Here is a 26,053-nt window from a genome sequence, read left to right as displayed (position 1 = left end):
GCCGTGAAGCTTCGAGTGCTGTCCGATCTACATCTGGAAAACGACGAGCCCGAGCTGGTTCCGCATGCAAACGCGGATCTGATCGTGCTGGCCGGCGACATCCACAATCATGCGGCAGGGCCGCGCTGGGCCGCGCAGACCTTCGACGGCGCGACGCCGGTGGTCTATGTGCCCGGCAATCACGAGTACTACGACGGCGAGTTCAGCGCGCTCGAACGCGCGCTTTACGACGCGGCTGCGCAGGTCGACAACGTGCATGTGCTGAACAACGCGGCGCTCGTCGATCCGCAAGGCCGCTGGCGCGTGCTCGGCACCACCTTGTGGACCGACTTCGCGTTGTACGGCGCGCAGCCCGACACGCTCGCCGCATCGATCGAAGCGGCGCGCAAGCTGATGCTCGACTTCCGCGGACCGATCCAGATGAACTGGCCGCACGACACCCACGACGCCACGCGCGACTTCACACCGGAGGACTCGCTCGCGCTGCACGCCCGGGCGCGCGCCTGGCTCGAAGGCGAGCTTGCCGCACCGTTCGGCGGCAAGACGATCGTGGTCACCCACCATGCGCCACATGGCTTCAGTCTTGCCGAGCGCTACGCGCAGGACCGCGTGTCGGCCGGCTTTATCAATCATTTACCCGAGCTGGTGCGCGCGCCCGTGGCGCTGTGGATTCACGGACATACGCACACGTCGTTCGACTACAGCGTGAACGGCACGCGCGTGGTCTGCAATCCGCGCGGCTATTTCGATCGGCGTACCAGACGGTGGGAAAACCCCCAGTTCGCGTGGGACCGGGTCGTCGAGATTTAGTGCGCCGCTAAGGCCGCCGTGGGGCCGGACTGGATAGCTAGCGCGACAGGCGCGCAGACATGGCGCTGTCGTCGGCTGCGCGCTCGCGGCTTGCGCGGCTGGAAGTTGCCGTGTGTGGCTCGCCGGGAGCGGCGTCGCGCGTATGACCGCTCAGTGACAAAAAAGGCTTTTTTCACCAGCGCGCTGCACCCGCCGCCAACGCGCCATCACGAACACGCGGTTCAACGCTCGCGCCGCCGCGCCTGGAGGTCGGAGCGCTCGACTTCGATCGGCACCGGTTGCGGCTGTTGCTCGCGCACGCGACGCAGCAGATCGCGCGATGCGGCGATCCCGATCAGTCCAAACATGACGGCCACGCCGATCATCAGATGCGTATCCATGAGTCCCTCGTCCTTCAGTTGTTGCGATGTGCCGAACGGCAGTGAACTGGCGCGTCCACCCAGGCGGCAGCGCATGAGCAACACGTTAGCAAATCGTCCGCGGGCGAGAAGTAAGGAAATGTTGCGGCGCGGCAGCAATATGCCGGCCCATCGCAGGCGCGGCGGCGGGTGCCTCGAGCGCCATGATAAGAACGGCCCGCGTGGCTTCAGGACCGGGCGAATTGCCGCAATTCCTGCTGGTCCGCAGCCAGCGTGGCCGGCAACTCGTCGCGCAGGAATTCGACCCAGGTGCGGATCTTCGCGTCGAGATACTGGCGCGACGCGTACAACGCGTACAGATTCATTTCCTGCGACGTGTAGTCGGGCAGCAGCCACACGAGTTTGCCGCTACGCAAACCGCTGATCGCCGAATAGATCGGAATCAGACCGACGCCCATCCCCTGCGATACCGCGACGACCATCGCCTCCGCGACGTTCACCTGGAACGTGGCCGCGCCGAGCGTGATCGTTTCTTCGCCTTGCGGGCCGCCAAAGCTCCACTTGTCGGGCGGAAACACCGGCGTGACCATTTGCAGGCAGGTATGGCGCGTGAGATCGGCGGGCGTCTGCGGCACGCCGTGCCGCTCGAGGTATGCGGGCGACGCGCAGGCGATGCTGAACGCGCTGCCCAGCCGCCGCGAAACCAGGCCGGAGTCCGGCAGGCCGGTGGCGAGCGTGAGCGAGACGTCGAAACCCTCATCGAGCAGATCGGGCATGCGCTGCGCGAGCGTCAGCTCGACATGGACGTCCGGGTAGCGCTCCTGATAGCGGCCAACGGCCGGCACGACGTAGTGCTGCCCGAAGCTCGTCATTGCGTGGACCTTCAGTTTGCCGGACGGGCGCGCGTGCGCGTCGCCGGCTTCCGCTTCGGCCTGGTCGACGTACGCGAGGATCTGCTCACAGCGTTGCAGATAGCGCTCGCCGGCCTCGGTCAGCGCGATGCGCCGCGTGGTCCGGTTCAGCAAGCGCGTGCGCAGATGCGCTTCCAGGTCGGAAACCGCGCGCGACGCGTAAGCCGTGGTCGTATTGAGATGTTGCGCGGCACCCGTGAAGCTGCCCGCTTCGACGACGCGAACGAACACGCGCATGTTTTGAAGCGTATCCATACCATTCCCAGTTGTTCAACAGTGATTGTTACATGATCGGCAAAGGCGATTATCTCACCTTCCGTAAAAATGCCTTGCACCGTTACCGGTTATTCCCCAATCAATCGAAAAATATAATGGCCCACCAGCTTCTATAGCCAATTTTGGGGGAATCGTGCAGTTTCCGGTACACAAAAGGATCTCCGCCGCCGCGGTTCTTGCGATCCTGATAACAATCGCCGGTTGCGCCGGTACCGGAGGCATCGCTCCGCAGGACCACGCGATCGAGCCGTCCTCGCTCGACGCCGGCAACGCGATCGGCGCGGCCGACCGCGACGCCCAGTGGCCCGCCGCCGACTGGTGGCGTGCCTATCAGGATCCTCAGCTCGACGAGTGGATCGCGGCCGCGCAGGCGGGCAATCCGAGCCTCGCTGCGGCGCACGCGCGGGTGCGCGAGGCGCTGTCGATGGCGGGCGTCGCGCGCGCCGCGCTCGCGCCGCAGGTCAACGGCAGCCTGTCGATCCAGCGCCAGCAGTGGGCCGACAATGTCTACTACGGCCCCGGCCCGCTCGCCGGCGAGCAGTCGTGGAACAACACCGGCACGCTCGGCCTGTCGTATCACCTGGACCTGTGGGGCAAGGACCGCAACGCGGCGGAACGCGCCCTCGACGCCGCGCACGCGAGCGCCGCCGACGCGCGCGCCGCTCAGCTCGAACTGCAGGCCAACGTGGTGCGCACCTACATCGCGATGTCGCTCGACTACGCGCGGCTCGACATCGCGAAGGCCACACTGCAACAACAGCAGCAGATCGTCGATCTGGCGAGCCGGCGCCTGAAAGGCGGCATCGGCACACAGTTGGAAGTGAGCCAGGCGCAAACGCCGATGCCCGAGTACGAGCGGCAGATCGACGCGCTCGACGAGCAGATCGCGCTCGCCCGCAACCAGCTGGCGGCGCTCGCCGGCAAGGGGCCGGGCGCGGGCGATGCGATCCGGCGGCCGGCGCTGTCGCTCGCCGCGCCGGCGGGCCTGCCCGCCGCACTGCCGGCGGAGCTGATCGGGCACCGGCCGGACGTGGTCGCGGCGCGCTGGACGGTGGCCGCCCAGGCGCGCGGCATCGACGTTGCGAAGGCCGACTTCTATCCGGACATCAACCTGCTCGCGTCGATCGGCGGCTATGCGGCGATGGGACCGCTGTTCCAGTTCCTGAAGAGCCCGTCGCATAGCTGGAGCGTGGGGCCGGCGCTGTCGCTGCCGATCTTCGACGGCGGCCGGCTGCGCTCGCAGCTCGGCGCGGCGTCCGCCGGTTACGACGAGGCGGTGGAGCGCTATAACCAGTCGATCGTCGGCGCGCTCAAGGAGATCGCCGACCAGGTGATCCGCCTGCGCTCGCTCACGACCCAGGCCGACGACGCGGCCCGTTCGGTCGCCGCCGCGCAGCGCAATTACGATCTGGCCCGCGAGGGTTACCGGCGCGGGCTGACCGACTATCTGAACGTGCTGGTCGCGCAAAACCAGCTGCTGCGCGCGCAGGAAGGCGTCGCGAAAGTGCAGGCCGAAAGGCTCGGCGCGCATGCGTCGCTGATGACGGCGCTGGGCGGCGGGCTGGATGAGCCGGGTAACGGACCGCGCGCCGTGGAGACGTTGCCCGCGCATGGCAAAGGGAAAGCAGCGTTGGCTGGCGACGCCGCTGCGCAATCCGCGGACACCGGCACCGCGGCAACCACGCCGCGCGCCGGTGCAACCGCCGCCGCGGCCCAGTAAGGACGCCTTCACATGTCAACCTTCTTCCACCATACTGCGCGCCCCGCGTCTCTCGCCGCTCTATGCACAGCCGCCACCGACTGGGCGCGCACCGACGGCCTCACCTGGGTCTATCTGTTCAAGGCGCTCATCGCCTGCTTCCTCGCGCTGGGCATCGCGATGAAGCTCGACCTGCCGCAGCCGCGCACCGCGATGACCACAGTGTTCATCGTCATGCAGCCACAAAGCGGGATGGTCTTCGCCAAGAGCTTCTACCGTATCTGCGGGACGCTCGTCGGGCTCCTCGTGATGCTCGCGCTGATCGGCCTGTTCGCGCAACAACCGGAGCTGTTCATCGTGTCGACCGCGATCTGGGTCGGTATTTGCACGGCGGGCGCCGCGCGCAATCGCAACTTCCGCTCATACGGGTTCGTGCTCGCCGGCTATACCGCCGCGCTCATCGGCATCCCCGCGGCGCAGCATCCGGATGGTGCGTTCCTCAGCGCGCTCACGCGGGTCGCGGAAGTGGTGCTCGGCATCGTCTGCGCGGGCGCGGTCAGCGGGCTCGTGTTCCCGCAGTTCACCGGCCTGCAGATGCGCAGCACCGTGCGCGCGCGTTTCTCGGCGTTCGTCGAGTACGTGTCGGCGTCGCTTGCCGGGCGCAACGATCGCGCGCGCATCGAGGCGACCAACGCGCGCTTCGTCGCCGACATCGTCGGCTTCGAGGCCGCGCGCAGCGTGGCCGTGTTCGAAGGCCCCGAGTCGCGCATGCGCGGCGGCCGTCTGGCGCGGCTGAACAGCGAGTTCATGACGGCGTCGACGCGCTTTCATGCGCTGCATCAGTTGATGAACCGGCTGCGCGCGGCGAGCGCCATCGACGTGACGCACACTGCCGGCGCCACCGACACCGCGGACCCTGCCGGCACCATCGGCGCTGTCCGCACCGGGGACAGCACCCGCTCCACCGACACTACGGGCACTACGGGCACTACGGGCACTACGGGCACTACGGGCACCGCCGGCACCACCGACCGAACCGACACGACTGGCACCGCCCCCCACGGCGCCGCCATCGCGGTCCGCGCGCTCGAGCCGTACTTCCGCGAAATCGCCCCGCTGCTCGCGAAGTCCGGCGAACCGGTACTGAGCGCCGCCGATGCCGCACACGCCGCCGCCCAGCTCGACCGCTACAAAGGCGAGCTGCCCGCACGCATGCGTGCGACCCGCGCCGCACTGCTCACACATCCGGACGCGCCGCTGCTCGACTTCGACACGGGCGCCGAACTGCTGTATCGCTTCATCGACGATCTGCACGCGTATGCGGCCACGTACGCATCGCTCGCAGTCGACACGCATGCGCGTGAGCGCTGGATCGACCGCTACGAGCCGAAGACCAACGCCATCGCCGCAGGCGTCGCGGGCCTGCGGGCGGCGCTCGTGATGATGGCGCTCGGCGCGTTCTGGATCGCCACCGCGTGGCCGAGCGGCTCGACGCTCACGCTGAACGCCGCCGCCGTGTGCGCGCTGGCGTCGTCCTCGCCCGATCCGAAGCGCACGGTGTTCCAGATGGCGGCCGGCACACTCGCCGCCACGCTGATGGGGATGCTCGCGGTGTACGGCGTATTTCCGCACATCGACGGCTTCGCGCTGCTGTGCGCGGCGCTCACGCCGTTCCTGCTGCTGGGCGTGTTCATGACCACCCGCCCGGCGCTCGCCGGCTACGGCGTGGGCTACTGCATCTTCTTCTGCTTTCTCGCCGGCCCCGACAACGTGATGCACTACGACCCCAGCGCGTTCATGAACGATGCGTTGGCGCTGGTGCTGTCGATGCTGGTGTCGTCGGTGGCGTTCGCGGTGCTGTTGCCGCCGTCCACGCCCTGGCTGCGCAACCGGCTGCTGGCCGATCTGCGCCGTCAGGTGGTGCTGGCCGGCCGCGCGGGTCTACGCCGGGTGCGTTCGCGCTTCGAGAGCGGCGCGCGCGACCTGATGTTCCAGATCAACGCGCTCGCACCCGACGAGCCCGAACTGCGGCGCGATACCTTGCGCTGGCTGTTTTGCGTGCTCGAGGTGGGCAACGCAGTGATCGATCTGCGCGGTGAAATCGCCGGGCTGCCCGACGATGCACGCTATGCCGGGTCGACGCCGTGGCGCGCGGCGCTGCGCACGATGATCGATGCGTTGAGCGCGCTCTTCGAGCGGCCACAGAAAGAGCGCTTCGAAGGCGCACTCACGAGCACCACCGCCGCGATCGACTCGCTCCAACAGTTAGTCGCCAGCTTCACGCCGCCGCGCGACGAGCGGCATCGGTTGCAACGCCTCCTTAGCCAGTTGCATTTCATCCGCACTGCGCTGCTCGATCCGCAGTCCCCGCTCGAGCCGCTGATGGCTGACCGCGATAAGCGCGGCGGAGGCGGCGCAAGCGGCGAATCGAGCCAACGCGGCAAAGCAAGCGAACGTCATACCGCCGCCCGAAAAGGAGTCCCCCATGCCGCGTGAAATTGCCGTCCTCGACGCCTACCTGCCGACCATCGTGCTGCTGTTGATCGCCGGCGCGGCGCTCACCTGGCTGCTGGACCGCGCGCTCGCCTGGACGGGCCTGTACCGCGTGGTGTGGCATCCGTCCCTGTTCCGGGCCAGTCTGCTCGTATGTGTGTGCGGCGTGCTCGGTCTCGCCGTTTATCGTTGACCAGAGTCGAAACATGAGCATCCGAAATCTCATTGGCTTCATCGCGACAGCCATTGTCTTTATCGTCGCGATCCTGATTGGACGCGTGTTGTGGGTCCATTACATGGACGAACCGTGGACCCGCGACGGCCGCGTGCGCGCCGAGATCGTCAACGTGGCGCCCGACGTATCGGGCGCGGTCGTCGATCTGCCGGTAAAGGACAACCAGTTGGTGAAGAAGGGCGATCTGCTGATGCAGATCGATCCGTCGCATTACCAGATCGCCGTCGAACAGGCGCAGGCGGCAGTGGCCGCGCGCAAGGCCGAACTGCAGATGAAGCGCGACGACGCCGCGCGGCGCGCCGATATGGATGCGCTGGTGGTGTCGAAGGAAAGCCGCGAGAACGCGACGCATACGGCGTCGGCGGCCGCCGCGTCCTACCAGCAGGCGCTGGCCGCGCTGGATGCGGCGAAGCTGAACCTGGCGCGCACGCGCGTGGTGTCGCCGGTCGACGGTTATGTGACGAACCTGAGCGTGTTCCGTGGCGACTATGCGAGCGCGGGCGCGGCGAAGCTCGCGATCGTCGATAGCCACTCGTTCTGGGTGTATGGATATTTCGAGGAAACCAAGCTGCCGCATGTGCGCATCGGCGATCGAGCCGAGATGCGGCTGATGAGCGGCGGCACGCTGCAGGGACACATCGAGAGCATTTCGCGCGGCATCTACGACCGCGACAATCCGCAAAGCCACGAACTGCTTGCGGACGTGAATCCGACCTTCAACTGGGTGCGCCTCGCGCAACGCGTGCCGGTGCGCGTGAAGATCGACGCGGTGCCGGACGGCGTCGTGCTGGCGGCCGGCATCACCTGTACGGTGGTCGTCAAGCCCGACGCCGCCAGGACGAACGGATAACTCCGCTGCCGGGCCCGGCGACAGATCGCTTCGACCGGCGCCGCCTGGTCCATGCACTTAAGCCCGAGCATGGACCAGGCAGACACGATCGGCGACGCGCGCCGCAAAAATCCGCGCTACGCCAGCCTGAACTTGCCCACCATCGCCTTCAAACCGCGCGCCTGATCGTCGAGCGAGCGGGCCGCCGCGGTGGCCTGCTCCACCAGCGCCGCGTTTTGCTGCGTGCCAGAATCCATCTGCGTGACCGCGAGGTTGATTTCCTCGATGCCGGCGCTCTGCTCCGACGAAGCCGCCGAGATCTCGCCCATGATGTCGGTGACACGCTTGACCGCCTTCACGACTTCATCCATCGTCGCCCCGGCGTCCTGAGCCAACGTCGAGCCATTGCTCACGCGCTGCACCGAGGTGTCGATCAAAGCCTTGATCTCCTTGGCGGCAGCGGCGCTGCGCTGCGCGAGGTTGCGCACTTCGGCGGCGACCACCGAGAACCCGCGGCCTTCCTCGCCGGCGCGGGCCGCCTCGACCGCTGCGTTCAACGCCAGAATGTTGGTCTGAAACGCGATTCCCTCGATCACGCCGATGATGTCGCCGATGCTGCGCGCGCTATCGTTAATGTCGTTCATGGTCGCGACCACCCGGTTCACCACCGCGCCGCCCTTCTCCGCGATCTCCGACGCGTTGTGCGCGAGCGTGCTCGCCTGCTTCGCGTTTTCGGCGTTCTGGCGCACCGTCGAAGTCAATTGCTCCATGCTGCTGGCGGTGCGCTCGAGCGCCATGGCCTGTTGCTCGGTGCGTTGCGACAGGTCGAGATTGCCCATCGAGATTTCGCCCGACGCGGTCGCAATCGCATCCGCGCTCGACGCGATGTCCGAGACCGTCGTGGCGAGCCCGCTTTGCATGTCCTGCAGCGCGTACAGCATGCTGGAGCGATCTTTGCGGCCGAGCGCGATCTTGTTCGAGAGATCACCCGCCGCGATCCGGCTCGCGATTTCCTTCGCGTACGCCGGCTCGCCGCCGAGCTGGCCGGCAAGCCGCCGCACCACCCACTCGCTGATGCCGAACGCGAGCGCAATCAGCGCGAGCGTCATCGCGGCGATCATGACGAACGACGAGTGATAGATGAAGCCCGACGCGTCGATGGTCGCCTTCGCGGCGGTGCCGCGCTGCGCGACCAGTTCATCGACGAGCTTTTCCAGCTTGCCGGTCTCGACCAGCAGCGACACGTCCTGCGTGCCGACCTGCCAGTTCATCTGCGAGAGGTCGAGCGGCTGCGCCTTGACGAGCGTCACGAAGTCGCGCAGATGCCCGCTCCACACGGTGACGGCCGCGGCAAACGCCTTCTGCTGCGCAAGCGCCTTCGCGTCGAAGGTATCGACGTACTGCTGCAGTGTGGCCAGTTGCGTGCGCAGACCGGCGAGGTCATGATCGACGTCCGTGCCGAGTTCGTCGCGCTCCTTCGCGGTGGTGGCCGTCAGCAGCATCTTTTGCGCGCGGCTCGCGCGCAACATGTGACCGCGCGCTTCTTCCGCCGCGCGGCTCGCGACGTGGCCCTGATCGTAGATGGACTGCGCGGACGCGTTCAGGCGGCTGATCTGGGTGAGCGAAAACACGCCGATCAGCAAAGTGCCGATCAGCAACACCGCGAACGCGCCGCGCAACATGACCTTGACCGACAAGCCACTGCGCTTCACGGCATGCGCATGGCCACCCTGAGCGCGAGACGGCGGCGCGTGTGCCGCCGGTGCGTCCGTCAAGAACCCCGCATTGTGCCGACTGCCTGGCGAAACTGCTTTCATATTCCCCGTCCCCACGTGTAGATCTGCCGGAAGGTTGGTCCGGCATTGCTGCTTATCTCTCCGGGTCTACGGCGCCGCATCAGGGATCTTTAGTATCTTCTGCGGCCACACGCCGCCGCCTGTCGCCCGGTCCTCGACGCGCGGCTTTGTAAGCCGCGCGTCCGCGACCGTTTATACACGGCCAAAAATCGGCGAAGCGCATTTGTGGAACGACATGCCCGAGAAATGCCGAGCGGATGGCTGGCAATCACAGGCGCGATCCGGCGCCGGCAGGCTCACGGTACGGCCACTCCCGTTTCGCTACGCAAACGGCACACGCTGCGCCACAGTGTCCGATTCGCGACAAAACTTGTCCTTACAATTCGCTCAAGCCACATTAAACTGTCGGAAATGGCTGCACCGCCGGAAATCGCGTCGAAATTGTCGCGCCAGCCGGAGCCAAAACAACGATCCGCCGACAAGCGCCCACACTTTTCGCCGCCTTTTTCTCCTACCTCATTTCTTACCCAGCGTATGGAAACCAGTCTCGATAAAGACGCCGTGGCCGCCACCTCAAGCGCAAGGGCCGCGACCCCTGCTGCCGCGCTCGCCCAGCCGGCCGCCAGCCTCCAGCGCACGGTCTACTCCGTGCTCGGCGCCATCAGCTTTTCGCATCTGCTCAACGACATGATCCAGTCGTTGATCCTCGCGATCTACCCGATGCTCAAGGACAACTTCTCCCTGTCGTTCGGGCAGATCGGCCTGATTACGCTGACCTACCAGATCACCGCGTCGCTGCTGCAACCGCTCGTCGGCACCTATACCGACAAGCATCCAAAGCCGTATTCGCTGCCCGTGGGCATGGGCTTCACGCTCGCCGGCCTGCTGCTGATGTCGATTGCGCCGAGCTTCGGTGTGCTGCTCGTGGCCGCGGCGCTGGTGGGCTGCGGGTCGTCGGTGTTCCATCCGGAATCGTCGCGGGTTGCGCGCATGGCCTCGGGCGGCCGCCACGGACTCGCGCAGTCACTGTTCCAGGTAGGCGGCAATGCGGGCACGTCGCTCGGTCCGCTGCTCGCCGCGCTGATCGTGATTCCGCACGGCCAGCGCAGCATCGCGTGGTTCTCGGTGGCGGCGCTCGTCGCGATGGTCGTGCTCACGCAAATCGGCCGCTGGTACAAGCAGCATCCGTCGGTGAAGAAGGCGCGCGCCCACACGGCCCACGCCACGCTGTCGCGCAACCAGGTGATGCTCGCGATGGGCGTGCTGATCCTGCTGGTGTTCTCCAAGTACTTCTACCTTGCCAGCATCAACAGCTATTTCACCTTCTATCTGATCGACAAGTTCCATCTGCCCGTGCAGGCCGCCCAGGTACATCTGTTCGTGTTCCTCGCGGCGGTCGCGGCGGGGACCGTGATCGGCGGTCCGATCGGCGACAGGATCGGCCGCAAGTACGTGATCTGGGTGTCGATTCTCGGCGTCGCGCCGTTCACGCTGCTGCTGCCGTACGCGAACCTGTTCTGGACTGGCGTGCTGACGGTGATCATCGGCGTGGTGCTGGCTTCGGCGTTCTCGGCGATCCTCGTCTTTGCGCAGGAACTGATCCCCGGCAAGGTGGGGATGGTCGCGGGGCTGTTCTTCGGCTTCGCGTTCGGCCTCGGCGGGATCGGCGCGGCGGTGCTCGGGCAACTGGCCGACGCCACCAGCATCGCGTTCGTCTACAAGGTCTGTTCGTTTCTGCCGCTGATCGGCGTGCTGACGGTGCTGCTGCCGGATGTCGAAGGCAAGCGCGCGAAGGCGTGAGCGGGTGCTCCGCAGCGTGGATTGAGGGGAAAAGGCGCTGCGGCGCCTTTTTCTTTTTGCGGCGCGAGCGCGTGCGGGACGCGTGCACTGAATGACGGGCCTGACCGCGTCAGCTGTCTCGCCGCCAATGCTCCGCAATGGCGCTCATGGTGAACCCGCGTTGTCCGGCGCGCAGCGCGTGCTCTATGCTTGTGCGAATACACATGCCGCACTGGCGACGCGCGTCGCGGTCGCAGGCCCCGGCATGGACACCGTTCCCTCACGCAGAAGGATCGCCGCAGATGACCCGCTACCGCGACTTCCACCGCCGTTCGATCGAGCGCCCCGAGGACTTCTGGCGCGAGCAAGCGCAGCGCATTCACTGGCATACGCCGTTCGACACCGTGCTCGACCGCTCGAAGCCGCCCTTCGCGCGCTGGTTCGTCGGCGGCCGCACGAATCTGTGTCACAACGCGGTGGACCGTCATCTCGCCGCACGCGCTCAACAGGATGCGCTGGTCTATGTGTCGACCGAAACCGGCATCGAGCGACACTACACCTACGCGCAGCTGTACGCGGAAATCAACCGGATGGCCGCGGTGATGCGCTCGCTCGGCGTGAAGCGCGGCGACGTCGTGCTGCTCTATCTGCCGATGATCCCCGAGGCCTTGTTCGCGATGCTTGCATGCGCGCGTCTGGGCGCGATTCACTCGGTGGTGTTCGGCGGCTTCGCGGCGCCCAACCTCGCGGCTCGCATCGACGATGCGAAGCCCGTGCTGATCGTGACCGCCGACGCCGGCGCGCGCGGCGGCAAGGTGATCGACTACGCGCCCCTGATCGACGAAGCGCTCGCGCGCGCGATGCACCAGACGCCGTGCGTGCTACTGGTCGACCGTCAACTCGCGCCCGAGCGTCTGAACGCGCGCTACCTCGTCGCCTACGAGCCGTTGCGCGAGCAGTTTTTCGACGCGCACGTGCCGTGCGAATGGCTCGAATCGAACGAGCCCTCGTATGTGCTGTACACCTCGGGCACCACCGGCAAGCCCAAGGGCGTGCAACGCGACGTCGGCGGCTATGCGGTGGCGCTCGCCGCATCGATGGAGCACATCTTCGAGGGCAAGCCTGGCGACACCATGTTCACGGCATCGGACGTGGGCTGGGTGGTGGGCCATAGCTACATCGTCTACGCGCCGCTGATCGCGGGACTGACCACCGTGATGTACGAAGGCACGCCGATCCGTCCGGACGGCGGCATCTGGTGGCGCCTCGTCGAGCAGCACAAGATCAATCTGATGTTCACCGCGCCCACCGCGCTGCGCGTGCTGAAGAAGCAGGACCCGGCGCTGCTGAAGAAAGCCGATCTATCGAGCCTGCGCACACTGTTTCTCGCCGGCGAGCCGCTCGACCAGCCGACCGCCGCGTGGATCTCAGAGGCGCTTCAAAAACCGGTGATCGACAACTATTGGCAGACCGAAACCGGCTGGCCGATGCTGGCGATTCCGCGCGGCATCGAAGCGTTGCCGACCCGGCTGGGCTCGCCGGGTGTGCCGTCGGCCGGTTTCAAGCTGACGCTGCGCAACGAGCTGACCGGCGAGCCCTGCCCGCCCGGCGAAAAGGGCGTGCTGACGCTGGACTATCCGCTGCCGCCCGGCTGCATGTCGACGGTATGGGGCGACGACAGCCGCTTTGTCAGCATCTACTGGTCGAGCATTCCGGACCACCAGGTGTATTCGACCTTCGACTGGGGCGTGCAGGACGAGGACGGCTACGTGACGATTCTCGGGCGCACCGACGATGTGATCAACGTAGCCGGCCACCGGCTCGGCACGCGCGAGATCGAGGAAGCGTTGTCGGCCCACGCGGCGGTCGCGGAAGTCGCGGTGGTCGGTGTGACGGACCCGCTGAAGGGTCAGGTGGCGATGGCCTTCGTGGTGCTGCGCGGTGCGCAATCCGATGCCGACCCCAGCGAACGCGCGCGGCTCGAAGCCGAACTCGCGGCGACGGTCGATCGCCGGCTCGGCGCGATTGCGCGGCCGTCGCGCGTGGTGGTGGTGTCGATGCTGCCGAAGACGCGCTCAGGCAAGCTGCTGCGTCGCGCGATCGCGGCGCTTGCGGAAGGACGCGAGCCGGGGGATCTGCCGACGATCGAAGATCCGGCGGCGCTGCAGCAGGTTCGCGAGGCGCTGGGCGAGGTGCGGAAAGGCTGAATTCGCGCGATGCGGGCAAAGCCCGGTTGCGGAAGTGCGCTGTGGGGCTCTCAAGCCTGCGCGTTCCCGACATCGAAAAAGCGCGTCAAAATCGCGTTCGAATAAGCGCCTGCGATATCGGTCAGAAACGACACGAACGACGCCGGAGCATGATCGTCGGCGGTATCGGAGATGGTGCGCACCACCGCGCACGGCACGCCGTATTCATGGCAGACCTGCGCGATCGCCGCGCCTTCCATCTCGACCGCGAGCGCATCCGGCAACGCATCGCGCAACGCATTCACCCCCGCCGCGCTCGCAATGAACTGGTCGCCGCTCACGATCAGGCCGCGATGCACGCGCGGCTCGCGTGTGCCGAAGCGCGCCGCCGAGGCAACCCCCTGTTCCGCGACAAACCGCTGGCACGCCGCGGCGAGCCGGTCGGACAGCGCCGCGTCGGCGGCAAAACGCGATACGCCCAGCAACGGCACCTCGAACCGCGGAAACAGCGGCGACGCATCCAGATCGTGCTGCAGCAGCGCATCGGCGACGACCATATCGCCGACTCGCACGTCCTTGCCCACACCCCCTGCCACGCCCGTGAACACGACCCCCTCGACATCGAACGCATGGATCAGCGCGCTCACCGTCGCGGCGGCCGCGACTTTGCCCACGCGCGCCAGCGTGACCACGCACGGCGCGCCGTGGACCGTGCCCAGGTGATAGTCGCGCCGACCGTGCGTGATCGTGCGCATGCCGGACTCGGCGCGCATGGCCTCGATCAGGTCGCCGAGCTCCTGCGGCAGCGCCGCCAGAATGCCCAGCGGTCGATGCAAAGCTGGCGCGCGGCTGTGGCTCGCCGTGGCGCCGGGCGTGATTGCGGGAGCCGTTCGTGAAGCGCCGGCCGCGCCCGACTCTGCAGCGTTTTCGCTCATCGCACCCGCCCCGCCTATGCCAGCCCCAGGGACCACGTCGCGCTCCACATTGCCGCCGCTCATTCCACCGCCTGTAATTTGGCGACCGCGAGCGCCAGCCACTTCTCGCCGTGCCGCTTGAACTTGACCTGCGCCTTCGCGTCGGTTCCGCCACCTTCCAGCGCGGTGATGGTGCCTTCGCCGAACTTCGTATGGAACACCTGCTGCCCCACCCGAAAGCCCGCCTCGGCCGCGCGCTGCTCGTTGGCGAAGGCCGGCAGCGATGCCGGAGTCGACGACGCGGCGCCCGTGTAGCCCGGCCGTGCAAACCAGTCGCGCCCATAACCGGCGTTATCCGAACGGCCGCCCCAGCGCGCGCCCGCCTCGACCTTGGGCGTGAGCCACTTGAGCGTTTCCTGCGGCAGTTCGTCGAAGAAGCGCGAACGGATGTTGTAGCGCGTCTGCCCGTGCAGCATCCGGCTTTGCGCAAACGACAGATACAAACGCTCCTTCGCCCGCGTGATCGCCACGTACATCAGGCGCCGCTCTTCCTCCAGCCCGTCCGATTCCATCGCACTGTTCTCGTGCGGGAAGAGCCCCTCTTCCAGGCCGGTGATGAACACCGCCGTGAATTCGAGACCCTTGGCCGCGTGCACGGTCATCAGTTGCACCGCTTCCTGGCCGGCTTGCGCCTGGTTGTCGCCCGCTTCGAGCGATGCGTGCGACAGGAAGCCGGCGAGCGGCGTCATCGTGTCGGGGTTTTGCGCGGGGTCGGCAATGCCGGGCGCGTCCAGCACGACGGTATTGGGATCGTCGGTGGCGACTGCCAGCTCGGGCGCGGCGGTCGCGCCCGGACGCAGCGGAATCGAGCGCGCCGGCGTGTCCATCCCGTAGCCCTCTTCGCTGACGAACGCCGCGGCCGCGTTGACCAGTTCCTGCAAGTTCTCCAGCCGGTCCTGACCTTCACGCTCGGTCTGATAGAACTCCGTGAGACCGCTGGTGCGGACCACGTACTCGACCGTTTCCGGCAGGCTCATCTGCTGCGTTTGCGCGCGCATCTTGCCGATCAGGTTCGCAAAGCCGGCGAGGCTCGACCCCGCCTTGCCCGCGACATACGGCACCGCCGCGGCCATCGAGCAGTTGTAGAGGCGCGCCGCGTCCGCGAGCTGCTCGATCGAGCGCGCGCCGATGCCGCGCGTGGGGAAATTGACGACCCGCGCGAATGCGGTGTCGTCGTTCGGGTTGTCGATCAGGCGCAGATACGCGAGCGCGTGCTTGACTTCCTGGCGCTCGAAAAAGCGCAGGCCGCCGTACACGCGATACGCGATGCCCGCATTGACCAGCGTGTGTTCGATCGTGCGCGACTGGGCGTTGCTGCGATACAGAATCGCGATCTCGCTGCGCGACGTGCCCGTGCTGATGAGCGCCTTGATTTCCTCGACGATCCAGCCGGCTTCCTGCGAATCGGTCGCGGACTCGTACACGCGCACCGGTTCACCGTGACCCGCGTCGGTGCGCAGATTCTTGCCCAGGCGCCGCGAGTTGTTGGCGATCAGCTGATTGGCGGCGTCCAGAATATGGCCATGCGAGCGGTAGTTCTGTTCGAGCTTGATCAGATGGCGGACGTTGAACTCGTGTTCGAAGTCGCGCATGTTGCCAACGTTCGCGCCGCGGAATGCATAGATGGACTGGTCGTCGTCGCCGACTGCGAAGATCGCATTGCTCTGGCCCGCGAGCAGCTTGAGCCACGCGTATTGCAGTTTGTTGGTGTCCTGAAACTCGTCGACGAGAATGTGCCTGAAGCGCGCCTGATAGTGCGCACGCAACGGCGGATTGTGCGCGAGCAACTCGTAGCAGCGCAGCAGCAGCTCGGGAAAGTCGACCACACCTTCACGCTGGCATTGCTGATCGTAGGCTTCATACAGCTCGACGAATTTGCGGTTGAAGTTGTCGGTAGCATCGACGTCTTTCGGCCGCAGCCCCTGTTCCTTCGCGTTGTTGATGAAGTATTGCAGGTTCTTCGCCGGGTACTTTTCGTCGTCGATGTTAAGGCCCTTCATCAGACGCTTGATGGCGGACAGCTGGTCGGCGGTGTCGAGGATCTGGAACGTGGCGGGCAGCCCCGCGTCGCGATGATGCGCGCGCAGCATGCGGTTGCACAGGCCGTGGAACGTGCCGATCCACATGCCGCGCGTGTCGATCGGCAAGAGCGCCGACAGACGCGACATCATTTCGCGGGCGGCCTTGTTGGTGAAGGTCACCGCCAGAATGGTGGCGGGCGATGCCAGACCTTGCTGGATCAGCCACGCGATGCGCGTGATCAGAACGCGGGTTTTGCCGCTGCCGGCGCCGGCGAGAATCAGCGCGGGCTCATTGGGGAGCGTGACGGCGGCGTGTTGTTCGGGGTTCAGATTGGCTAGCAGATCGGGCATTTTTTGGCGAGGGGCGGCGGTTCGTCCGTCATTATATGCCCCGGCGGGGATGGGGATTTTTTGCCGTTGCGGTGCCTGGTTGGGCGGGGTTTTGTGGTGGTGGATTTTTTGGTTTCTGTGGATTTGGTTGTTTGGTGGTGGCTTATTGGCGTTGTCGCGGTGTGCTTGTGGTGTGCTTGTGGTGTTCTCGTGGTGTTGGCCTTTTGTCGATTTGTTAGTGGTGCAGTCGCGGCGTCCGGTGAAACCGGGTTCGTGCGGAAAAAGTGGGGAATGCGCGCGAGCTTCGCGGAAACCGGCCCGCCTGGTGCGTCCCGGCGTCGCAATCAACCGCCAAGACAACAGGCCGTCAAAGGTCAACGAAGCGCGGCAGCAGGTCCTGATCTGCCAGCCGAACCTCGATTTCGTTTGCCGCCTTGACGTGATCGCGATTTTTAAAATCGAATACGGCATCTGTCACGCTGACAATGATCGTGCCTTGCTGATTGCCGTCGCGCAAAACCGGTATCAGGTCGCGCGCTTCAGGAACTTGGCGGGAAGTGAGGACATGCGGCAAGTAGAGCATCCAGCTCGCGCCGGGGCGATCTTCGAAAACAGCTTTCTTCGAGTACTTGCGCGGACCAAACGACGTATAGAACGGTTCATAGACTTCAACCGCCTTAGCGACAACATCCGCTGCATCTTTATAGTTTCCGAGCCGAGAAAAGCCCGCCCCCTTTTCGTTGAACATAAGATCAACAGTCTGCGAAAGTACGTTACCTCCATCAAAAGAAACATAGGCGGTCGCGCCTTCATCGGCTGATTCCATTCCGTTCCAAATGCCAACAGATCTCGGTACGTCCGCGACCTTACCCTTATATTCATCATGCAACTCGGCAACGGCGGCTGCAGACGGTTCACTACCTATGTAGACGTTGAATCGCAGCGCCTCAGAAACGGAGTCCCCTTGAAGATACCAACTAGTCAAGGTTCTATCCTTCTGCGATAGTGTGTCAATCAGTGATCGCAAACGCCGTAAATGATATTCAAAGTCGGAGGCTCGGACTTTCTCGCTGTCTCTATGTTGGGCAAATAAATTCATCGTTGACTCACGGTCGATAGACAGAGGGCACGCCCGCAGCGTTAAGAGTCGGCAACATATACTCTCGTGCCCTTGGAGTTCCAAAGTACCACATCAATTGAGATGGAGGATTGGCGCGCACCTTTGCACTTTGCTCCTTGATCGTATTCGCCATTTTGCTGAAACCCTTGAAATAGGGTCTAGGCTTATCGTCCTCATCGGGGTCATCGTTTATTTCAAGAAACTGGTCAAAATCTGCCTTGGCTTCCTGCAAGAGACATTGTGGAGGGTGGAATCCATCAAAGTCTGTGTCAAGCCAACTCCACTCCATATTCCAGCCGTCTCGGGTTTCCCGGCCTTTTCCATCCGTCGTTATCCCGTACTCGAAGCCAGTAATGCGCGCCTGATAACGTCGCGGCTCCGGATTCATGCTGTAGCCCCTTCTGATCTTTTCACCTCCGCTTTCCGGTGGACATTTGCACGGTCTTTCACGTTCGCGGGACCGGTCGCGTGGTAGCGAACCCAATCCACTATCGGCACCCGCGCTCGCGCCAGCACCGCCCACAGCACCGGCAACGGGCGGAGGCGGTACGGTCGTAGCCTCAGGTATTGTCTGAGCGAGCGCACCGCCCGCCATTCCGAGCCCCGGAGGAAAAATGCCAACCATTAGTGTTTCTCCTTCATTTCCTGTTGCTTTTTACGCATGACCTGTAACAGCATTTCGAACCGCTGCTCGCCAGGTGCCCCCGGCTTGTTCAGCCACGCAGCAATCGGCGGCATTTCGTAGAAGCCTGGATCGACCGCTTCTACGTAAAGGAAATCGACTATTGGGCCATCATGTGTAAAGCCCAATTCTTTCGTGCGCGCGAAGGCCGCGTTAAGCCGGTCTCGCAAGCTCGGATCGTCGGCCAGTGCGGGGTAGTCGCGTACGACATGCCCACGGATAAAGTCCACATAGTTACGGTCTTCATAGACTTTCAGTACTGCCCATTGTTCGTCAGTGAGTTGCATCGTCGTTGATGGTGAACCGTTGTCCTTCGTGGAGGTATTGCCATGCTTTTGCGGTCGTGAAAAGCGCGCGCCCCGTCTTATCACGGCATGCGGCATTCAGCGCATGCAGTACCCTGGGGTCCCAGAAGCGCAGCAGCGCAGACCGCCCGGTTGGCAATCTGGTATTCAGGTACGGACGCAACTTCTCCGCCTGCCCTTCCAGACTCTCGGAGGTAATCAGCCAGATCACGCCGGGGCGGCTCTGTTCGAGTTCGCCAAGGTCTGCAACACGTCCGCGAGCCTGCTTCGGGTCAACCAGCCAAGGCCCCGCATGCGCCAGTGCGATGTCTTTCGTGCCCGCGAACAGCGAGACCGTCATATCGTCTTCGGAAGCGAGTTGCTGGCCGGTCTGCTGCTGATACTGGAGCCCATCGACCAGCGCCAGGACATGGCCGCTGTAGTGGCGCTTGCGGTATTCGCGGAGCTGTGCAGCAACAGAGGCGGGAATCATTGTCGCTCCAAGGTCATCGCGCCTTGCTCGGCGGCGTGGATCATGCACTCGAGACAGACACTCGGCTGAGGCAGGACCGACCACGGCGTCACGCCATACATGGATGCTTTGCCTTTTTTCTGCACGGTGATCGTCTTGATAAACAGATCGCCGGGACCGCCGAGCGTGGTACTGCCGTCCTTCATGTGAATGAACGCGCCGCCGCATTCCAGAATGATTTCCTTCGCGGCGGAAATCTTGACCTTGCCATTGACGCTGGCAACGTTGATGTCCTTGTCCGCGATCAACGACATTGGAGCATCTTGGGCGTGAAATTCGACCGGGCCTTTGGCCGCAAAAATCTTGATGCCGAATTTCTGGGCGAACAGCGAAATCTTCTCGCCCGCCGCGACCGTGAAGCGTTTCAGCACACTCCAGTCGGCGTTCTTTCCGGCCACGGTTGAAATGCTGTTCTGCGCCGACAGTTGCACACCGCTACCCGCGACGATGCCGGCCGAAGCGGGCGTGCTCATCACCAGCCCCGGGTTCTTGAGGCCGTCCAGATCGTCCTTGATCTGCTGCTGCGCATCGGTGTCGGCTGGCTCGGACTTCTGGTTGCTGGCGGATGCCGCCAGTGCCTTGGCCGTCGCCAGCGCGCTCTCAAGCTGCGCGAGGGTCTCCTGCATGTCCAGTTGCTGGCCGCGCGCGCCGGGGCGGTCATAGGTGGTGACCATCACGCCCTTACCCGCCCTGAGCACCCCCCAACCCGAAGATCTCAACTCATACCCTTCGCCTCTGTATTCGAGCCTGTTGTTCACCAGGTAGCCGAGATTCAGTTGCGACTTGCCCGAGTGTTCCGTACTCAGCTTGATACCTTCCTGGCCCGCCCAGTCTTCCATGCGCAGCTTGTTGTTCTTCTGCGTGCGGATCACGTTACGCGAGAGCCAGCGGCGATCATTTGTCACCAGGTCGCGCGCCTGGCTATGGTGATGGAACGCGACAATCTCCGGCTTGTCCGGGTCGCCGTCCCGGAACGAAATCACGGCTTCGTCATTATCCAGCGCGACGAAGTGCATGCCGGTCTGCAGCTTGCCCGCAAACGGTTTTGCCAGACGCAGCGGCACGCTTTCGCCACCATTGGGCCAGTTGCCGAAATCCGCATCCAGACGCACCACGTAATAGCCGGCCGCATTCAGGTAGCCATAGGTGTATTTGTCCGGGCTGCAAATGCGGCCAGACAGCGTGCCGGCAATGCGAGTCCATTTTTTCGGTTCGAACTGGAGCCGGAAACGGCGGTCGGCGGGAATCGCCTTGAAGCTGTTTGAATAGGACGCATCGCGCGCGCCGCTGTGCGTGACCTCGATGATGACCATGCCTTTCGGCGCATCGGGCAGCACGCTATCCGTCTCCAGCACATACCCGCACTGCAACGCCAGCACGTTGCTCTCGCCCTCGTAGATGACCTGTCGTGCGATGGCCGCTTCATGCCGAAGCTGCGCCTCCCATCGCGCGCCCGCCTGGTCGAGGTGATGCGTGCCGTAAATGTAGGGCTGACCGTAGGTCGTGGCATCGCCAGGCGCAACGTTGGCGGAATCCCGGTATCTCTCCCATGCTGACTCAGGGTTGTAGTCCGCGACCGTGAACGACTGCGGCACCGTCTCGGTATGGATTTTGATCGCCGTCACCGCCTCGACGCCGCCCGCTTCGAGACCGGCCGCTTCGCGGTACGGCACGATCCGTTGCGGATCGTCGTAGAGGTAATGATCGACGTCATCGGCGAGAACGATCTGGTCGCCGTACTCCGTCTCCACGATAAAGGAGTAGATTCCGGCCTTCTCCAGCAGCATGTGGACGTAATCAAAGTCCGTCATCTGGTGCTGGAAGCGCCAGAGAAGAGCGGGATACTGGCCGCGCAACCGGAACGATATCTGGTGATCCTGGATGCCGTGCCGGCGCAGAATGTTCCGGATGATCTGCGGTATCGTGAGATGCTGATAGACCGCCGTGTGCGTGACGGCCTGGAGCCGTCCGAAATGCGATTTCAGGGTGATCTCGTACCTGCCATAGTCCTTCGTGGTCTGCACCGTCGCGAAGCGTTCGATGTATCCGGAAAACTTCTTCACGGCGCCATCGTCAGCCACCATAGAAAAGCAGGCATCCACGTTGAGGTAATCGGCGCGCGCAAGCTGCTGCGGGTGGGTCAGCTCGATCCGCACTTCGGTCGGTGCCCCCATCTTTTCGGTTGCCTTGAACGACACGACCGACAGCGCCGCCGAAGTTGACGTGCCGGGCACTTCGAGAAAACACGCCTGACGTCCCGTGACACTCTGCCGTGATGGATCGAACTCTGCCACTCCCTGCTCCCTGAAAAAGACCAGCGACGCAGCGTTAGCTGCCAAACCCGCTAACTGACCATTTAAATTCCGGCAGGTCAACGAAATCAAATCGAGATAATCAGGAATTAACGAACATTGACAGAAACGTGAAACAGTCAATTCACGGCACCTACTTTGATGGCCACACAATGGAAAAAGGCGCGATAATTCGCGCCTTTAAGGTTGACGCGGCACGCTGCCGCTTCTTGCGCAACATCAGCGCCGCCACTGTCGACCGAGAAGGTCGGGTGCGCCCGTTCTGAATCGCGATAAGCGCGACGGGTTGCTCTGGAGCAAGGCTCGTCATACGTTCCGGGCTGATCTCGGCCAGCAGAGGCAATCTGCGCCCCGCATTGCGGCAACGCCAACCGACCACTAACAAATCGAGGAAAGGCCAACACTCCGAAGAACGCCGCCAGACCGCCAACCGGAAGCAAACCGCCAAAAATCCCCCGGCGCCCCGCCCCGCTTATAATCGAGCATTCTTTGCATCTACCAGCCGAACGACACATGAGCGAGACCCCGAGCGACACCCCCTCAACGCTTGCCAAGAGCTTCGAGCCCCACACCATCGAAGCCCACTGGGGCCCTGAATGGGAAAAGCGCGCCTACGCGGCGCCGTCCTTCGACGAGAACCGCAAGGATTTCTCCATCCAGTTGCCGCCGCCGAACGTCACGGGCACCCTGCATATGGGCCATGCGTTCAACCAGACCATCATGGACGGCCTCACCCGCTATCACCGCATGCTCGGCGAAAACACGCTGTGGGTGCCAGGCACCGACCACGCCGGGATCGCCACGCAGATCGTCGTCGAACGGCAACTCGACGCCGAGGGCGTGTCGCGCCACGACCTGGGCCGCGAGAAGTTCGTCGAACGCGTGTGGGAATGGAAGCAGCAGTCGGGCTCGACCATCACGAATCAGGTGCGCCGTCTGGGCGCGTCGATCGACTGGTCGCGCGAATACTTCACGATGGACGACAAGATGTCGGCCGCCGTGCGCGACGTGTTCGTGCGTTTGTATGAACAGGGCCTGATCTATCGCGGCAAACGCCTCGTCAACTGGGACCCGGTGCTGCTCACCGCGGTCTCCGACCTGGAAGTGGTCAGCGAGGAAGAAAACGGCCACCTGTGGCACATCCGGTATCCGCTCACCGACGGCTCCGGCCATCTGACGGTCGCCACCACGCGGCCGGAAACCATGCTCGGCGACACCGCCGTGATGGTTCACCCGGAAGACGAGCGCTACGCGCATCTGATCGGCAAAACGGTCACGCTGCCGCTGTCGAACCGCGAAGTGCCGATCATCGCCGACGACTACGTCGACCGTGAGTTCGGCACGGGCGTCGTGAAAGTCACCCCGGCGCACGACTTCAACGACTATCAGGTCGGCCTGCGCCACAAGCTGCCGCAAATCGAAATCCTCACGCTCGACGCGAAAATCAACGACAACGCGCCGGCGAAATATCGCGGCCTCGACCGTTTCGAAGCCCGCAAGCAGGTAGTGGCCGACCTCGAAGCGCTCGGCGCGCTCGAATCGGTCAAGCCGCACAAGCTCATGGTGCCGCGCGGCGACCGCACGGGCGTCGTGATCGAGCCGATGCTGACGGACCAGTGGTTCGTCGCAATGAGCAAGCCGGCGCCGCAAGGCACCTTCAATCCGGGCAAATCGATCGCCGAAACTGCGCTGGACGTGGTCCGCAGCGGCGAGATCAGGTTCGTGCCCGAAAACTGGACTACTACATACTACCAGTGGCTCGAAAACATTCAGGACTGGTGCATCTCGCGTCAGCTCTGGTGGGGCCATCAAATTCCGGCGTGGTACGGTGAGAACGGCGAAATCTTCGTCGCGAAAACGGAAGAAGGCGCGCGCGCGAAGGCCGCCGCGGCCGGCTACACCGGTGCATTAAAGCGCGACGAAGACGTGCTCGACACGTGGTTCTCGTCGGCGCTGGTGCCGTTCTCTTCGCTCGGCTGGCCGGACGAAACGCCGGAGCTCAAGCACTTCATGCCTTCGTCGGTGCTCGTGACCGGCTTCGACATCATCTTCTTCTGGGTCGCGCGCATGGTCATGATGACCACGCACTTCACGGGCAAGGTACCGTTCGACACGGTCTACGTGCACGGTCTCGTGCGCGACGCCGAAGGCCAGAAGATGTCCAAGAGCAAGGGCAATACGCTCGACCCGATCGATATCGTCGACGGCATCGCACTGGACGCGCTGGTCGCCAAGCGCACCACCGGCCTGATGAATCCGAAGCAGGCCGCGTCGATCGAAAAGAAGACCCGCAAGGAATTCCCCGACGGCATCCCGGCGTTCGGCACGGACGCGCTGCGCTTCACGATGGCGTCGATGGCAACGCTCGGGCGCAACGTGAACTTCGATCTGGCGCGCTGCGAGGGCTATCGCAACTTCTGCAACAAGCTGTGGAACGCCACGCGTTTCGTGCTGATGAACTGCGAAGGCCACGATTGCGGCTTCGGCAAACCGGAACAATGCGGTGAATGCGGCCCCCAGGGGCATCTGCACTTTTCGTCGGCGGATCGCTGGATCGTCTCGCGCCTGCAGCGCGTCGAAGCGGAAATTTCCAAGGGCTTTTCCGACTATCGTTTCGACAATGTCGCCAACGCGCTATACAAGTTCGTCTGGGACGAATACTGTGACTGGTATCTCGAACTCGCCAAGGTGCAGATCCAGACAGGCGAGCCGAACCAGCAGCGCGCCACGCGCCGCACGCTGCTGCGGGTGCTCGAAACGGTGCTGCGCCTCGCGCATCCGGTGATCCCGTTCATCACCGAAGCGCTGTGGCAGAAAGTGGCGCCGCTGGCCGGACGTTATCCCGCGGGCGCGGCCGAGGGCGAAGCGTCGATCATGGTGCAGCCGTACCCCATTGCGGAACCGGCGAAGCTCGACGAGGAGGCTGAACAGTGGGCGGCCGACCTGAAAGCGGTCATCGACGCGTGCCGCAATCTGCGCGGCGAAATGAATCTGTCGCCGGCCGTCAGGGTGCCGCTGCTCGCGGCCGGCAACGCTGAGCGCTTGCGCACGTTTGCTCCGTACGCCCAGGCATTGGCCCGCCTGTCGGAAGTGCAGATCATCGCCGACGAAGCGGCGCTCGATGCACAGGCGGATGGCGCGCCAATTGCTATCGTAGGCAGTGACAAGCTGGTGTTGAAGGTGGAGATCGACGTAGCGGTCGAACGCGAGCGCTTGTCGAAGGAGATTGCGCGGCTCGGTAACGAAGTCGCCAAAGCCAACGCCAAACTGCAGAACGAAAGTTTCGTAGCCAAGGCGCCCCCGGCAGTCGTTGAGCAGGAGCAGAAGAGACTTGCCGACTTTGAAACCACCATGGGCAAGCTGAAAGCCCAATTGGCCCGTCTGCCGGCCTGATCGACGCTCCCTGCGCGCCGTTGATGGCGGGCGGGGACCGAAAGCTAAACCAGAGGACTCAGGGTATTCAAATGCTAAAAGTTACAAAGGCGGTATTTCCGGTGGCAGGTCTGGGCACCCGGTTCCTCCCGGCCACTAAGGCCAGCCCGAAAGAAATGCTGCCGATCGTCGACAAGCCGTTGATCCAGTACGCGGTCGAAGAAGCAATGGCGGCTGGCATCACCGAAATGATCTTCGTCACCGGCCGCAGCAAGCGTGCCATCGAAGACCACTTCGACAAGTCCTACGAGATCGAGGCGGAACTCGAAGCGCGCGGCAAGGACAAGCTGCTCGAACTCGTGCGCAGCATCAAGCCGAGCCATGTCGACTGCTTCTACGTGCGCCAGCCGGAAGCGCTGGGCCTCGGCCATGCGGTGATGTGCGCCGAAAAGCTGGTGGGCGACAACCCGTTCGCCGTGATTCTCGCGGACGACCTGCTGTATGGCACGCCGCCCGTGATGACGCAGATGATCGAGGTGTTCGACCACTATCACAGCTCGGTGATCGGGGTCGAAGAAATCCCGCGGCAGGAAACGAAGTCGTACGGCATCGTCGACGGCAAGGAATGGGAAGATTCGATCATCAAGATGTCGGGCATCATCGAAAAACCGGAGCCGGACGTGGCGCCGTCCAACCTCGGCGTGGTGGGCCGCTACGTGCTGAAGCCGCGCATCTTCAACCACATCCGGTCGCTCAAGCCGGGCGCGGGCGGCGAATTGCAGTTGACGGACGCAATCCAGTCGCTTCTCGCCGACGAACAGGTGCTCGCGTACAAGTACCACGGCACCCGTTTCGATTGCGGCAGCAAGCTCGGCTATCTGAAGGCGACCGTCGAATTCGCGCTGCGTCACCCCGAAGTGGCCGCCGACTTCGAAGAATATCTGCGCACCCGTTCACCGGTTCTGGAAGGCTGAACGGCGTTCGCGCGCGAGCCTTCCGGCACGCAGGCGGCGTCGAGCCGAAGTAAAAAGGCGCCGTGTCCCGCATTCGCGG

General features: G+C 64.2%; 20 protein-coding genes. 10 read left to right on the top strand and 10 right to left on the bottom strand.

Features of this window, described 5'->3' with window-relative positions; translation table 11 throughout:
- Window positions 1-3: 3 nt before the first annotated feature.
- A complete protein-coding gene (locus tag ABQJ48_RS05275) occupies window positions 4-810 on the top strand; it encodes a metallophosphoesterase (RefSeq protein WP_367836462.1) in 807 nt (268 codons plus the stop codon).
- A 221-nt stretch (window positions 811-1,031) separates the two neighbouring features.
- On the opposite strand, the gene ABQJ48_RS05270 is transcribed toward ABQJ48_RS05275, so the two are convergent.
- Together ABQJ48_RS05270 and ABQJ48_RS05265 are read right to left on the bottom strand one after the other, a co-directional pair.
- The gene (locus tag ABQJ48_RS05270) at window positions 1,032-1,190 is read right to left on the bottom strand and encodes a hypothetical protein (RefSeq protein WP_367836460.1); all 159 of its coding nucleotides are present in this window, start codon (window positions 1,188-1,190) and stop codon (window positions 1,032-1,034) included.
- Between the two features lie 206 nt (window positions 1,191-1,396).
- The gene (locus ABQJ48_RS05265; protein ID WP_367836459.1) at window positions 1,397-2,335 is read right to left on the bottom strand and encodes a LysR family transcriptional regulator; all 939 of its coding nucleotides are present in this window, start codon (window positions 2,333-2,335) and stop codon (window positions 1,397-1,399) included.
- A 154-nt stretch (window positions 2,336-2,489) separates the two neighbouring features.
- Here ABQJ48_RS05265 and ABQJ48_RS05260 point away from each other — a divergent pair, with 154 nt between their 5' ends.
- The 4 genes from ABQJ48_RS05260 to ABQJ48_RS05245 are packed head-to-tail and all read left to right on the top strand — an operon-like array spanning window position 2,490 to window position 7,633.
- Window positions 2,490-4,076, top strand: coding sequence for an efflux transporter outer membrane subunit (locus ABQJ48_RS05260; protein ID WP_367836457.1), 1,587 nt, complete (start codon window positions 2,490-2,492; stop codon window positions 4,074-4,076).
- Window positions 4,077-4,088: 12 nt separating this feature from the next.
- The gene (locus ABQJ48_RS05255; protein ID WP_367836456.1) at window positions 4,089-6,551 is read left to right on the top strand and encodes an FUSC family protein; all 2,463 of its coding nucleotides are present in this window, start codon (window positions 4,089-4,091) and stop codon (window positions 6,549-6,551) included.
- Window positions 6,541-6,741 carry a DUF1656 domain-containing protein gene (locus ABQJ48_RS05250; protein ID WP_367836454.1) on the top strand — a complete coding sequence of 67 codons (201 nt, stop codon included), beginning with the start codon at window positions 6,541-6,543 and terminating at the stop codon, window positions 6,739-6,741. The genes ABQJ48_RS05255 and ABQJ48_RS05250 overlap by 11 nt, the downstream gene beginning before the upstream one ends.
- Window positions 6,742-6,754: 13 nt before the next feature.
- A complete protein-coding gene (locus ABQJ48_RS05245; protein ID WP_367836453.1) occupies window positions 6,755-7,633 on the top strand; it encodes an efflux RND transporter periplasmic adaptor subunit in 879 nt (292 codons plus the stop codon).
- A 116-nt stretch (window positions 7,634-7,749) separates the two neighbouring features.
- Here ABQJ48_RS05245 and ABQJ48_RS05240 read toward each other — a convergent pair whose 3' ends face one another.
- Complete coding sequence (locus ABQJ48_RS05240; RefSeq protein ID WP_367836451.1) at window positions 7,750-9,429, bottom strand: methyl-accepting chemotaxis protein; 1,680 nt, start codon at window positions 9,427-9,429, stop codon at window positions 7,750-7,752.
- Between the two features lie 513 nt (window positions 9,430-9,942).
- Here ABQJ48_RS05240 and ABQJ48_RS05235 point away from each other — a divergent pair.
- Complete coding sequence (locus ABQJ48_RS05235; protein WP_367836450.1) at window positions 9,943-11,208, top strand: MFS transporter; 1,266 nt, start codon at window positions 9,943-9,945, stop codon at window positions 11,206-11,208.
- A gap of 281 nt (window positions 11,209-11,489) precedes the next feature.
- The gene (locus ABQJ48_RS05230) at window positions 11,490-13,394 is read left to right on the top strand and encodes a propionate--CoA ligase (protein ID WP_367836448.1); all 1,905 of its coding nucleotides are present in this window, start codon (window positions 11,490-11,492) and stop codon (window positions 13,392-13,394) included.
- 50 nt (window positions 13,395-13,444) lie between these two features.
- On the opposite strand, the gene ABQJ48_RS05225 is transcribed toward ABQJ48_RS05230, so the two are convergent.
- From ABQJ48_RS05225 to ABQJ48_RS05195, 7 genes are all read right to left on the bottom strand, one after another.
- Window positions 13,445-14,371, bottom strand: coding sequence for a 5'-methylthioadenosine/adenosylhomocysteine nucleosidase (locus ABQJ48_RS05225; RefSeq protein WP_367836447.1), 927 nt, complete (start codon window positions 14,369-14,371; stop codon window positions 13,445-13,447).
- On the bottom strand, window positions 14,368-16,719 hold the full coding sequence (locus tag ABQJ48_RS05220; protein ID WP_367836446.1) for a UvrD-helicase domain-containing protein: 2,352 nt from the start codon (window positions 16,717-16,719) through the stop codon (window positions 14,368-14,370). The genes ABQJ48_RS05225 and ABQJ48_RS05220 overlap by 4 nt, the downstream gene beginning before the upstream one ends.
- A 346-nt stretch (window positions 16,720-17,065) precedes the next feature.
- Window positions 17,066-17,797 (bottom strand): immunity 52 family protein, encoded by a 732-nt coding sequence (locus ABQJ48_RS05215; protein ID WP_367836445.1) that lies wholly within the window; start codon window positions 17,795-17,797, stop codon window positions 17,066-17,068.
- Between the two features lie 7 nt (window positions 17,798-17,804).
- On the bottom strand, window positions 17,805-18,206 hold the full coding sequence (locus ABQJ48_RS05210; protein WP_367836444.1) for a restriction endonuclease fold toxin 5 domain-containing protein: 402 nt from the start codon (window positions 18,204-18,206) through the stop codon (window positions 17,805-17,807).
- Window positions 18,207-18,442: 236 nt separating this feature from the next.
- Window positions 18,443-18,787, bottom strand: coding sequence for a hypothetical protein (locus tag ABQJ48_RS05205; protein WP_367836442.1), 345 nt, complete (start codon window positions 18,785-18,787; stop codon window positions 18,443-18,445).
- Window positions 18,774-19,277, bottom strand: a complete 504-nt coding sequence (locus ABQJ48_RS05200; protein WP_367836441.1) for a DUF4123 domain-containing protein — start codon at window positions 19,275-19,277, stop codon at window positions 18,774-18,776. Before ABQJ48_RS05200 ends, ABQJ48_RS05205 begins: the two co-directional genes overlap by 14 nt.
- A complete protein-coding gene (locus ABQJ48_RS05195; RefSeq protein ID WP_367836439.1) occupies window positions 19,274-21,610 on the bottom strand; it encodes a type VI secretion system Vgr family protein in 2,337 nt (778 codons plus the stop codon). The genes ABQJ48_RS05200 and ABQJ48_RS05195 overlap by 4 nt, the downstream gene beginning before the upstream one ends.
- A 128-nt stretch (window positions 21,611-21,738) precedes the next feature.
- Between ABQJ48_RS05195 and ABQJ48_RS05190 the strand changes: the two genes are divergently transcribed.
- The 3 genes from ABQJ48_RS05190 to galU all read left to right on the top strand — a co-directional run bounded on the left by ABQJ48_RS05190 (window position 21,739) and on the right by galU (window position 25,974).
- A complete protein-coding gene (locus ABQJ48_RS05190) occupies window positions 21,739-21,894 on the top strand; it encodes a hypothetical protein (protein WP_367836437.1) in 156 nt (51 codons plus the stop codon).
- 247 nt (window positions 21,895-22,141) lie between these two features.
- Window positions 22,142-25,021 (top strand): valine--tRNA ligase, encoded by a 2,880-nt coding sequence (locus ABQJ48_RS05185; RefSeq protein WP_367836436.1) that lies wholly within the window; start codon window positions 22,142-22,144, stop codon window positions 25,019-25,021.
- Between the two features lie 71 nt (window positions 25,022-25,092).
- Window positions 25,093-25,974, top strand: a complete 882-nt coding sequence (gene galU / locus ABQJ48_RS05180) for a UTP--glucose-1-phosphate uridylyltransferase GalU (protein WP_367836434.1) — start codon at window positions 25,093-25,095, stop codon at window positions 25,972-25,974.
- Window positions 25,975-26,053: the final 79 nt, after the last annotated feature.

This window comes from Paraburkholderia suaedae, from assembly GCF_040812055.1.
GTDB lineage: Bacteria > Pseudomonadota > Gammaproteobacteria > Burkholderiales > Burkholderiaceae > Paraburkholderia.
This window is presented reverse-complemented; position numbering and strand designations above follow the sequence as displayed.